At 67.4% G+C, this 11553-nt stretch carries 11 protein-coding genes and 2 pseudogenes; 5 read left to right on the top strand and 8 right to left on the bottom strand.

The annotated features are described in order from the left end of the window. The 3 genes and pseudogenes from AB0L75_RS38590 to AB0L75_RS38580 form a co-directional block, all read left to right on the top strand. Positions 1–86, top strand: a pseudogene (locus tag AB0L75_RS38590) (IS5/IS1182 family transposase); the annotation flags it as partial. Positions 87–658: 572 nt separating this feature from the next. After that, positions 659–1897 carry a GAF domain-containing SpoIIE family protein phosphatase gene (locus tag AB0L75_RS38585; RefSeq protein ID WP_365190791.1) on the top strand — a complete coding sequence of 413 codons (1239 nt, stop codon included), beginning with the start codon at positions 659–661 and terminating at the stop codon, positions 1895–1897. A gap of 88 nt (positions 1898–1985) precedes the next feature. After that, the gene (locus tag AB0L75_RS38580) at positions 1986–2234 is read left to right on the top strand and encodes a hypothetical protein (RefSeq protein ID WP_365190789.1); all 249 of its coding nucleotides are present in this window, start codon (positions 1986–1988) and stop codon (positions 2232–2234) included. Positions 2235–2444: 210 nt separating this feature from the next. On the opposite strand, the gene AB0L75_RS38575 is transcribed toward AB0L75_RS38580, so the two are convergent. After that, positions 2445–2993, bottom strand: coding sequence for a DUF5994 family protein (locus AB0L75_RS38575; protein WP_365190787.1), 549 nt, complete (start codon positions 2991–2993; stop codon positions 2445–2447). 186 nt (positions 2994–3179) lie between these two features. Here AB0L75_RS38575 and AB0L75_RS38570 point away from each other — a divergent pair, with 186 nt between their 5' ends. Next, positions 3180–3629, top strand: a complete 450-nt coding sequence (locus tag AB0L75_RS38570; protein ID WP_365190786.1) for a transposase family protein — start codon at positions 3180–3182, stop codon at positions 3627–3629. A 264-nt stretch (positions 3630–3893) separates the two neighbouring features. Continuing rightward, entirely contained in the window at positions 3894–4454 is a 561-nt protein-coding gene (locus AB0L75_RS38565) for a DUF5994 family protein (protein WP_365190784.1), read from the top strand. Here the strand turns inward: AB0L75_RS38565 and AB0L75_RS38560 are convergent. From AB0L75_RS38560 to AB0L75_RS38530, 7 genes and pseudogenes are all read right to left on the bottom strand, one after another. Next, positions 4451–4576: a hypothetical protein gene (locus AB0L75_RS38560; protein ID WP_365190782.1), complete on the bottom strand. Its 126-nt coding sequence runs from the start codon at positions 4574–4576 to the stop codon at positions 4451–4453. The two genes, AB0L75_RS38565 and AB0L75_RS38560, sit on opposite strands and share 4 nt — an antisense overlap. Before the next feature lie 506 nt (positions 4577–5082). Then, on the bottom strand, positions 5083–6135 hold the full coding sequence (locus tag AB0L75_RS38555) for an ImmA/IrrE family metallo-endopeptidase (RefSeq protein WP_365190780.1): 1053 nt from the start codon (positions 6133–6135) through the stop codon (positions 5083–5085). Further along, positions 6132–6497, bottom strand: coding sequence for a hypothetical protein (locus AB0L75_RS38550; protein ID WP_365190799.1), 366 nt, complete (start codon positions 6495–6497; stop codon positions 6132–6134). Before AB0L75_RS38550 ends, AB0L75_RS38555 begins: the two co-directional genes overlap by 4 nt. A 132-nt stretch (positions 6498–6629) precedes the next feature. Next, positions 6630–7055, bottom strand: a pseudogene (locus tag AB0L75_RS38545) (TniQ family protein); the annotation flags it as partial. Further along, positions 7052–8098 (bottom strand): ATP-binding protein, encoded by a 1047-nt coding sequence (locus tag AB0L75_RS38540; RefSeq protein WP_365190779.1) that lies wholly within the window; start codon positions 8096–8098, stop codon positions 7052–7054. The gene AB0L75_RS38540 and the pseudogene AB0L75_RS38545, both read right to left, overlap by 4 nt. After that, complete coding sequence (locus AB0L75_RS38535; protein WP_365190798.1) at positions 8089–10176, bottom strand: integrase; 2088 nt, start codon at positions 10174–10176, stop codon at positions 8089–8091. The genes AB0L75_RS38540 and AB0L75_RS38535 overlap by 10 nt, the downstream gene beginning before the upstream one ends. Continuing rightward, a complete protein-coding gene (locus AB0L75_RS38530; RefSeq protein WP_365190778.1) occupies positions 10176–10931 on the bottom strand; it encodes a TnsA-like heteromeric transposase endonuclease subunit in 756 nt (251 codons plus the stop codon). Before AB0L75_RS38530 ends, AB0L75_RS38535 begins: the two co-directional genes overlap by 1 nt. Positions 10932–11553: the final 622 nt, after the last annotated feature.

The following is an 11553-nucleotide window of genomic DNA, read 5'->3' as shown; positions in this document are numbered from 1 at the left end:
GGCGCATCTTCCGCCGATCCCGGTGCAGCCCGAATCGAATGACGTCAATCGCCGCTGCCGTCCTCACGCTGGAGCGGCAACGCTGAAAGAGCTCATTGAATTGGAGACATGTGTATGCGTGCGCCAACTGTGCGGATGGCGCTTCAACTGGCTCACGACGACTTCACTAATGCGGATGTGGCCGAATTCCATCGCTTGATGGCGGAGATTGTCGTGGTGTGCAAGGCGATAGGGGAGCTGTCCCGTCCCGTTCGGCCTTCTCGCCGCGCGCCTCGGTGACCAGGGGATAGGCAATTCACGGTGAACACCGCAGTTCACGAAATCCCGGGAGACGTTGTCGCCCAGAGTGATGCGTGCGCAGCCGTCCCAGCATTCGTTGTCGGTGGATTTCGTTGTGCTCTTGGGCCGGGGTCCCGTGCGATGTTTTCGACAGGGTGTTTCGGAGCCACTCGGGCAGCGAGATCGGGAACCGCTGTTTGGACACCGGAATTGAGAGCCACGTCTCCTGACCTGGTGTGACATGCCGCCGTTGGCGTAATCGGCTCGTTGGGCCGGTCGGCCGCGTCAAGCTGTGCGGATTGACGGTCGTATCAGGAGCCCGTGTGTACGGATCACGTGATTGGGTCTTCGAGCGGACCCGTCTAGGGCGGGTGCGGCTGTGACGGCAGGAGAGTCGCAGCCCGAAAAGGGCGCGGTGGACCGGTCGGAAGGATTCGGTGAGCGGCTGCTGGGGGTGCTGCTGGACCGGGCCCACGAGATGCCACCGCATCTGATCGCCCCGCTGATCGTGGAAGTGGTCGGCCGGGTCGGGGGCCGTAACGTCTCGATCCTCCTGCAGGACTACGAACAACTGATGCTGGTGCCGCTGCCGGGTAGGCGGCTGACCGTCGGCGAGCGCGCGCCGATTGATGGCTCCCCCGCCGGCACAGCCTTCCGGAGCGGGACCCCCGTCGAGGTGCCGCAGGCAGACGGTGTGCGGATGTACCTGCCGTTGCTGGACAGCAGCGACCAGGTGGGAGTGCTGGCGCTCACCCTGGACACCGTCGACGACGACCGGCGGCTGCTGCACCGACTGGCCAGCCTGGCCGCCCACGTGCTGGTCACCAGGAACAGCTACACCGACCAGTTCCTCCAGACCCGACGGCGCGAGCCGATGAGCGTGGCCGCGGAGATCCAGTGGTCCCTGCTGCCCCCGCTGTCGATGTCCACCCCGCAGGTCGCGGTGGCCGGCATCCTCGAACCCGCCTACGAGGTCGCCGGCGACAGCTTCGACTACGCCCTCAACGACGACATCCTGCACGTCGCCACGGTCGACGCGATGGGCCACGGCCTGGACGCCGCCACCATGGCGACCGTCGCCATCGGCGCCTACCGGCACGCCCGACGCACCGACGTCGGGCTGTCCGGGATCTACGCGTTCATGGACCGGGCCATCGCCGCGCAGTTCGGGCCCGAGCACTTCGTCACCGCCCAGATGATGCGCCTGAACGTTGCGACAGGCCACCTGCAATGGGTCAACGCCGGCCACCCCGCGCCGCTGCTGATTCGCAACCACCAGGTCGTCCGGCAACTGCACAGCCCCACCACCTTGCCGGTCGGCTTCGGCGGCGACGAGCCCCAGATCAGCGAGCAGACGCTCCAGGTCGGCGACCGGGTGCTGTGCTTCACCGACGGCCTGATCGAGGAGCACGATGTCCGCGGCGAGCAGTTCGGCGAGGAGCAACTCATCGCCTGGGTCAACCGCATCGAGCACGCCGAGGAAGGGGTTCGGGCGGTGGTGCGCTCCCTCTCCCACACCCTGATCCGGGAGCGGGGCGGGATCACCAGCGACGACGCGACCCTCTTCCTGATCGAGTGGCGTGGGGGCGCCGTCGACCACCTTGCCACCCTGGAATGAGCCGATACCGCCCGACTGGTGGTGCGGCCGTTGGCGGTGAGATCTGGCATGTCAGGCGAGAAGACCGCGAGGGATCTATCGTCAAGGTATGAGCGTGTTCATCAAGCTGGTGGAGAACCGGCCCCCCAAGGAATACGCGGAGCTGGCGGCTGCAGATATCTCCTACGACGACATCACCGAAGGTGAGTCGCCCGCCACGTATGAGTACGACCTGCTTCCGAGCGGCGCATTGCGGATCCTCAAGTTGACCAAAGGCGAAGCCGCTGTCGTCGATTCGGTCTACGCTCCCGGACTCTGGTTCCGTGTCCGGGGGCAGTGTCGCGGCAATGTGGAATAGCAAGCACTCTGCCGGTGGCCGGGCGCTGCCGGCTGCTGGGCCCGGTCGTCGGTGCTTGAGGTCCGAGCAGAATGTGCTCATGCTTCGCGTCAGCCTACGGAATCACGTTGGAAACTACCGGCAGGTGTACCGTGGATTGTGGGTTGCGCACTCTCACGTGTTGCGCCTGAAAGGACGGCCCCGGCGGTTTCACCGGGGCCGTTTCGAGGATCACGTTGAGCGTGCTGGCGCGGTCACACGGGCGCCATGGCCGCCCTCGGATTCCCAGACCGCTTCTCGGGCCTGGTCGGCTTCTGTCACGATCCGTTGGAATTCGGCCCTCTCTAGCAGATCACTCGCTGTGTGGCTGCGCAGCGGACCGGTAGCCGCGGTCATCAGCCAGGCGGCGATGGTCGGATCCGTCTGCGGCGGAATCACCAGCAGGTCCCAGCGGCCGACGGTGTAGGAGAGCAGCAACAGCTTGTGGGGGTCTTGCTCGGCCTTGAACCAGCCGACGCTCACCACGTGCCCATCAACGGGCACCTTCCGTGGGATGACCGGCCACAGGGTCGGGTTCACCGTGACATGGGTGATGCGTCCCCAAAGGGGATCCAGCACCGCTGTCAACGCAGGAAGTTCCGCCGCCAGGTCGCGGGAGCGGGGCCACCAGGCACCGTCCAGAAGCGCACCGGGGGTGTCCGTTGAGGCGAGCGCGAGACGCAGCGGGAGCGAAAAGGTCCGCTTCTCGACCGCCGACGTATACAGAATGGTCGCGGTCATGACGCGGACCTGTCCCCGGGCCGGTGTACGCCGGCCCGGTGTTGTGAATCGCCGAGAACGACAGGAGCTTGGAAACTCTTATGCGAAATGTCCTCGGTAATTTCAGGGTACTCCCGGATACAGCCCGCCGGGCGGTTTCGGGGTGACGGATATCAGGGCATTTTGACGGGTCTTCGAACTTGAGCGGTGCACTCGACTGGCGGGGTGCTGACCTGTCGTCACGATGGTGACAATCGTGGTGGTTGTCGGCATCCGAATGCAGAGCGCCCTTGGTCATACCTGATCATTTCTGTTCTCGACGCAAAACGATCACGCAGGAGCCACGGGCTTGGTCAACGATACGACGTTGCTGCTCGACCTCGACGGGGTGTCCGTCGCACGTGTCGAGCGGCCCGAGGGCGGCAGACGCCGGGTCCATCGATCACGGCGGACGAGTCGGCGTGGGCTTGTCCGGCCTGCGGGGTATTCGCCTCCCAAGTGAAGGGCTCGGCGCTGAGTCGGCCCCGCGATCTTCCCTACGGGGACAGCGGCCTGGAGTTCTTGTGGCACAAGTGCCGCTGGTTCTGCCGTGAGCCGCGGTGTCCCCGGCGGTCGTTCACCGAGCAGATCGCCCAGATACCAGCCGGCGCGTGCTGACCGGCCGGTTGCGTGGTGCGGCTGGGCGGCGCCTACGTGATGCACCTCCAGCACACGACCATCGGCGCTACTTCTACCCGGAGCCAGCAGGGGGAAATCGCCGGGCGGGCTCTGCGGGAGCGAACCACCTGAGCGCGGGCCCCCGCCCGCCACCGGTTGCGCGGAGTACAATTGCAGTCACCAGGACGTTTCACCGTCGGCAGCCGAGTCGGCGTCGCCCTAGACCAAACCGGTTCCGTCGAGAACCGAGACGGGCGGCACGCCATGTTGCCGAACCACAGCACTGCATTCGTATGGGGGCGCTCCCCCAGCCTCTTCCCGCAGCTGACGGTGCCCTCGGCAGTCCGGCTGACCCTGGAGCCGACGCTGGCCCGCGCGGGGATGTTCGATGGCGCGTGGTGGCCACATTCCCGCGATGTCCGCGCCGAGCTGCCCGGCCTCATCACCGCACTGAGCGCTCACCTCGGCGCGATCCTGCGCGTCGGGCTGGACCAGGACGCCTGGGACGACATCCCACGCAGCCTCACGATCGACGGCCGCGTCGTTCACATCGGCTGGTTCACCGCCAGCGATGACACAATGAGCGTGACCCGCGGGTTTAACGACCACTTCATGCTCCTCGTGGTTCCGCCGTGGGCCACCGCGCCGGCCGCGGCGGCGGCCATGGCGATGGCCGCGCGGACCGGCAACCGCATGCCGGCTGCGACGATCCTTGCCGCTGCCGGCACCACCCCCGAAACCCCCGACGCGGTGCCCCTGCTGGCGGTCGACGCCGAGGGCGAGCGGATCTGGGAGGCCGAGGGCGGTGCCGCAGTCCCTGTTTAGCCCGCACCGGTCAGCACGTCGGTGCGGAGCACCGCCGAGTTCGACCCGCCCCGCCTGGCCTCGGACCGCCAGTCGCCCGCCATCTGCACGACACGGCTGCCTTCACCGAGATGGACCTTCATCCCCTCCACTCCACAGCCCGTGAAGCTCTTGGCAGGTGCACGATGGATCTCGCCGAACGGATACCAGTAGTGATCGCCGTGTGGCCGCCACCCTGGCCGCCACCCTGGCCGCCGCCCTGGCCGCCACCGTTGCCTCAGCCACCGCCGTGGCCTCAACCGCTACCGCCGGGGAGAGATGGGCGAGGTTACCTCTCTGACATCAGCCACCAAGGAACCCACGCGTAGTTGATGGCGGCGTATGGCACGGACCGCGGCGCCAGCGGTGCGTAGTTATGTCACAGAGGTATAGCGGTGCAGCGGAGCAAGGGGGCTGCCGCACATCCGGCATTCGCGCGTCGAGCCACCACCGCTACAGCCAGAGATGACCCGATCGAGGTGGCTCTCAATCTCATTGCCGATTACGGACTTGCGTCGTGTCCATACCCACCACGGATGGGGCAGCGTGGCTCTCGACCTCAGTGCCGGAGTGGCTCCCATTCATCCTGCTGAAAACACGTGCGATGTGCCTACTTGTCGGCGGACGCAGGAGCCGCTGGGCTGGTCGTCGTCGGCCAGCGTGGGGGGTCGTCGGTGTGAAGGGCGGTCAACTCCGCGACGGAATCGATGGGAAGCCTGCGGGCTCGTAGATGAGCCACGGCTTTGGGCAGCAAGTGGCTGCGTTCAACGTGAGCGGGTCGGGGCTGGTTGGAGGGGGTCGTCTCGTGGCCGAGTCCCTGCATGGTGGTTCTGTGGGCCCACTCCGGCAGTAGTTCCAGGTCGTGCAGGCGGTGGAGGACGGCGGATGTCGGAACGCCCCAGGCGCTGGCTGCTGCGGCCAGGCGTTCGGGAGTGGCTGTGCGGAGCATCGAGGCGACAACGGCAGTGCGGGGCATGAGGAACGCGGAGGCGAACTGGATGGCCGCAGGACGCGAGTCTCGGTGGCCTGGCCGGTTGTGGCCAAGGACGAGTTGGCCGAGTTCGTATGCGAGGTGCTGCCGTGCCTGTTCGCCGTCCAGATGGGGTGGGAGGAAGGCGAATGGTGTCCCAGTCTGGCGTGTGGAGAACGCTCCGACGTCGCCGCAGTCGGGCGGGAGAGCGAAGATGCGGATGCCGTGTGATTCGAGGAGCGGCGTCAGCGGGCCGCTGGGGGCGTCACCCATCTGCCAGTGGGCCCGAAGGGACTCGGCGGCGTGCTCAGGGTCGAGCTGTGGCCAGGAGGGCAGGTTGGGGCAGGGCAGCCACAGGTGCGTTTCGATCCATGAGACCAAGGCGGCGGTGAGCTCGGCGACAGCGACGGCGCTGTAACGTTTGCGCGCAGTCAGTCTGGTCGGGCTTCGCAGGCTCATCGTTTCCGACAGGATCTGGCGGGGCGGCGGGGCCAAGAGGAATTCTGGGGTGACGTCCAGAGCGCCAGCCAGCCGGTCCAGTGACTGGGGTGACGGGTACTTCAGGCGGTTCTCGAAGTGAGTGATGCTGTGCGTGGTCAGCTTGGCGGCGCGGGCGAGCGCAGCCAGCGTCATCCGACGGCGGTGCCGTGCGAGGATGAGGCGCTTTGCGGTGAACGCGGGGATCACCGTCATGGGCAAGCGGCCATCGGATTGGGGAGCGTGCGCCGGCGGTGCTCCTGTGCGATCCAGCGCACCAGCGGGTCCTGCTGATCGTCGTAGTCGTACTGGTACCCGGGCAGGACGCGCATTCGGACCTCGTCGATGAAGCGCCGCATGTCTGCCGGGTGGCCTGTGAACGGCAGGTCTCGCAGGCCGGGTGCAGCCAGCAGGCCGGCCAGGGCAACGGTTTCGGGGTAGGCGCTGGCGATGATCATCGGATCGTTGTCATAGGCCCGCCAGTCGGGACCGCAGAGGGCGGACATCCGTGCGTGCCGGGTTTGCACGAGAGCGTCGTACTCGAACCAGCCGTTCATCACGGTGGTGGCCGCGCGCATGGCGAGGACGACCGGGCCCCAGCCGTGCTGACGGCTCAGTCGATGATGTCGGCGCTGGGCCTGGAGAACTTCCGGGACCGGGCGGAGAGCGAATTGCTTGGCACGGTCGGCTGTCCACTGTCCGTGCCGCAGGCAGAGCCGTGTGCTGACCGGAGCCCAGTGCCAGTATCTGGGGAGTACTTCTGTGATGCCCTTTCTCATCAGGCAGTGGCTGCATGCGGGGTGGAGCTTCCAGCCGCTTCGGGCCAGCCGCAGGCTGGCGATGGGCTCGCTGTCGTCGGGCCCGGGTGGCCGCAGATCCGGAAGCGCGCGAAGAAGTCGGTCGCGAGGCTGGCCGGACAGATCGCAGATTGCGTCCAGCAGGGGCAGGGGCAGGGGCAGGGGCAGGGGCTCTGGCTGAAGGCGAGCGGGGTCGTCGAGGTGTTCGTGCAGGAGCGTGAACGGGAGCCGGTTTGCCCTGGCGAGCCGCCTCACGTAGGAATCCCATGATTCGCGGTGCAGCGGGGCGACGGTGCGGGGCAGGGGCTGAAGTCGGCGCGGTGAGAGGGAAGTAGTCACGCCGCGTCCTCGATGTCGCCCTCGGTTTCTCGCGGCGGGCGGGGGCTGTCGGACTGGGTGCTGTGATCGACCGTGATGGTGTGGAGCAGGCGGCGGGTGATCTGTTCGCTGCCGTCGGCGATCGCGCTGATCGCGGCGGCGCGGATCAGGTGGGACAGGCTGCTGATGCTGCCGCCGGTGCGGGCGTGGAGATACTTCGCCTGTCGGGCCAGAACGCCGGGGTCGTGGCGGTGCAACCGCAGCGCATGTTCCATCGTGGCGATCATCGAGCGCCACTCACTGCCGTAGGGGAAGTTCGAGGTGTGCTGCATGACGCAGCGGGCGGCGATCTGCTTGCCGCGGACCCCGGTAAACAGCCCCTCCCGCTCAACGTTGATGCCGGCATAGACGAATGTCGCCGGGATGTGCTCGGCGAAGTACTTGAGATGGTCGGACATGTCCTTGCCGTTGGATGTGCCCATCTGGATGTTGTGGATCTCGTCGACCAGGACCAGGTCACAACGCGCTTCGGTGAGGATCTCGCAGACCGCGTCGGCGATGTCCATCTCGTTGTGACGGGACTTGAGGGGAAGCCCGAGGAAGTGCGCGAAGCGGGTGGCCAGCTTCCGCGGGGAGCCGTTGGGCGGGGCGGAGACGTAGACGACCGGGATGCGGTCATGGTCGGGATAGCGCCGCCGTACTCGCAGTTCGTGGGCCCGGCCGAGCTGCTTGATGGCTGTGGACTTCCCCGTTGCCCAGGGGCCGGAGACGATCAGACCGCGGCGGGCGCTGATCTCGCGCCGGTTCACCAGCGTCAGCAGACGTCCCTGATGGAGGATCTCCCGGATGGTCGGGGTCTCCACGATGATCAGCTCGGAGTGGTAGTCGACGCGGGACTCGTCGTACTCGTCCCGCTCCGGCTCAGTCAGCGCCCGCCAGTCCGCCTCAGTCAACAGCTCGAACTCGGGTGGGTCCTCGTTCACGAAACACCGCCAGTTCGGCAGCGTCGTCGTCGGCATGCGTCGCTTGTCCGGCATGCCGAACTGCTCGGGCACTACCACCATTTGTTGGCCTCCTTGCGGGCGTCGAAGACACGCAGCGGAACGACATCGGCGACTTCCTGGTCGTCGGCTCCCTCGTCCGGCTCCTCGTCGGGAGCCGGTGCAGGCGGCGGGGCCGGTCGAGGCCAGGACGGATCAGCAGCGGCGCGGGTGCGGGCGGCTGCCCGATCGGATCGACGATTCCGGGGCTTCTTGCGGACCGGCGGCGCTTCCTCTGCCTCGACTGGGCCGGCGCCCGCCCGTTCCAGCAAGTCGCCCACCGCCCGGGAGATCGCCTCCTCGGTCACCGTGATGCCCTGTTGTTCGCGCAGATCCCTGGCGGTGTGATCCCAGGCCATCTCCCCGAACGGGAGCGGCTGGGACGACAACAGCCGCCAGGGGACGGTGATCCAGGTGTCCTCGCGGTGATCGTGCAGCCAGACCACACGGACGTCATAGGGGTCGTGACGTACTTCCCACCGGTCCTTGCGATCAGCGAGCCCGGACTTCTCCCGCCGCAGCCCGTCGAGCTCGTCGCAGTCGTAGATCCGGTGCTTGATCTTGATTCCGTAGGAATTGACCGCCTGCCAGCGTGTTGGCAGGAGCCTCAGGTAGTCCTCTGCCGACAGCGCCAGCGGCAGGTAGCCGGCCGTCTCCACGAGGGCGGCGTACTTCTCGTTCGGCGAGAACGTCCGCCCCGGCGCGAGCGGGTCCCGCAAGCCGTCGTGCGGCCGGTTCTGCCACCTGGCAGTAATCCACTCCTCCAGCAGTTCCTGCAACTGCGGCAGCGACCACAGCGGCTCGTCCTCGACCCGGTGCCCGCGATGTTCCGCCGACCGGCCGGTGTGACCCGAGACGAACTGAGCGAACATCGTGGACACCGACCCCAGCGTCCGCTCGATGTGCGGTTTGTGCGTCGGCGTCCTGGGCGGCGCATGGATCACCTCGGTGCCGAACGCGTCGCAGGCCATGTGGAAGTTCTTCGACAAGAACGCTTTGCCGCCGTCCACCACGATCGCTTCGGGAATGATCAGAGGGACGGCCGCCGCATGCCGCAGCCGCTCGTCCAGCGCGAGCAACCGCCGGTAGGGCAGCACCGACCGCTCCAGGCGCAGAGCATCCGTCCACCCTGGGCGCATCGGCGCCGGTGTCACCGAGCGGGCCAGCAGCAAGGCCGCGTCCACCGACTTCGTCGTCGGCCGCAGCACCGCCGCAGTGACCGTGCGCGTGGCGACATCGACCAGCCCGGTCAGCTCGACCCTGCCCACCACCCCCCGGTCCAAGCGCACCAACGCGTCGAACGGGGTGGAGTCGATCTCCATCAACTCGCCCGGGCGGCAGACCATCGCCCGATCGAAGACGCCTTCGGGCTGATTCGCCAGGGACCGGCGCGTCCGCGCCGAACCGGTGGTGTGACGGCCGCGTTCGAGCCGCTGAAACAGCCGGTAGAACGCCGACCGTTTCGGCACCGCCTCCGGTCCGTACTTGTCCTTGACCGTCTTGCTAACGCGCTCGAAGTAGTAGCTGACCGTCCGGGTCGAGCCGTCCGTGGCCTGGCTCATCAGCTGCTGCAACTCGTCGACGACTTCCGGCCGGAGCTTTCCGTGCACCGCTCGGCGCGGCGCGTGCCGCCCGTCCACCATGCCCGCGATGCCCTGCTCCTGATGGCGCCGCCGTCGCCAACGCACCGTGTGTGCACTGACCGGCCGCCCCAACTCGACCGCAAGCTCGGCGGCCTTGGACGCCTCCCGCTCGGCCAGAGTCCGCATTGCCGGGTCGTACTCATGCCGCGGCGAGGCCCCTCGCGGGGCGTCCGGCGGCAGCCCCGTGCGCAACTCGACCATGTGCCGGTGCCACCACAACGCTTCCTCGGCCTGGCCCGCCGGGACGTGGTCGAGCACTCCCGTGGGCATCACCTTCCGGCTGCCAGAACCGAGCACCTCGAAACCGGGCGACATCATCAGCGTCGGCAGATGCATCGTGCTCGTCCCGCCCGCCTCGTCCGCCAGGCGTACCAACATCCCCGATAGGCCGGCGACCGTCTGCACTTGGCCGTCAAACCGGACCCGGTCGCCGGGCCGGACCACCAACGGATTGCGCATCACCACAGCCCGCCCTCCTTCTGCGGCCGACGGACCGTGCAGTCGGGCCCCAGCACCTGCGACTTCACGTCTGTGGCCAACATCCCTCGCCAGAGCAGGTGGTAGAGCACCGGCAGCACCGCGATCCGGTCACCGGCCGCCTCCGCCCCGGACAACAACGGCCGCGGCTCGGCGAACACCTCCAGCAGCCGCCCGGCCGTCTCCTGCCGCCAGCAGCGAGGATGGCCGTAGCCCCGCAGCCAGCGTAGGTTCGCCAACAGAACCGGGCTGATCACACCCACCCGCCTAAACGACCAGCCAGCCAGTTCACAGACACGCTCGGTCGCCGCGAACGCCTCCGCGTCGTCCGGCTCGATCCGGTCCTCCGGACGGACATCGACCACCACCCCAGTGCCGTCGACACGACGGGCGAAGAAATCCGGGACATGCCCCAGCCGCCCCCGGCGCGTGGGCCAGAACAGCCGGAACGGCTGCGACACCAGCCCCGTCACCTGCGGATCGAAGTCCATCAGCATCGCGTGATCACGCTCCAGCCGGGACTCGCACGCAAACGACTTCCGCATCGTCGTCGACCAGTAATCCCGGGTCACCGACCGCTGCCCGGCGTACGTACGAACCTTCCGCACCGGCGGCAGCGACTCGAACCTCGCCGTCCACACCGCCGGCAGGGGCTCACGACGGCGTACGCGGTCCTCATCGACGTACTCGACTTCGAAAACACCGTGCCCGACGTCGGCGAACGCTTCGATAGCCACCCGACCCCCTCACCAGAGCGAACGCACAAGCGCTGCCCACGAGAGAGCCACACCCTTCAAGATCAGCCACGGATCGGCAGGTAAACCGCCCCTGGGAGCGAAAACGAAGCGGGACAAACAACAGCGAGCGGCAAGAAGGACTGGGACACCAAGCCCTGGTGTACAAGCGAACGACAACATGCCCCGGGACGAACTGCGAACTGAACAAGCTCAGGTGGGACAGCGGCAACATAAGGAAGGACGGGACAGGAGCTGTACACGCCTGGGGGCGAATGGGTCCCAACCGCCTCTGGTCTCCTTGAGCAGTTTGAGGAGTCCATGCAGGTCACCGCGGATATTTCCCGGCAGCTCAACAGGACGCGCAGGGGTATCCGGAGAATTACCGACAGGGCCCGTACACGCAGGGACGACGGTTATGGCGGCCGCTGCGGCCATACGTGGTGGCCCTAGGAAGGCAGTTCCTCGGCACGGCTGGCCTGCAAGCCCCATGCCTGGATCTGCCCAGTAGTACTTCGTCCTTGGCCCGGCACCTGCCCCGCCGCCGCTGCCAGAGCCAGAATCTGTCAAGTCGATGCCCGAACGTCATGCCGGCTGACCTCCGGCGGACGCGTGGGGGCGGCAA

This window comes from Streptomyces sp. NPDC052101 (assembly GCF_040680235.1).
Lineage (GTDB): Bacteria > Actinomycetota > Actinomycetes > Streptomycetales > Streptomycetaceae > Streptomyces.
The sequence above is the reverse complement of the archived record's forward strand: the minus strand, read 5'-3'. Positions and strand labels throughout refer to the sequence as shown.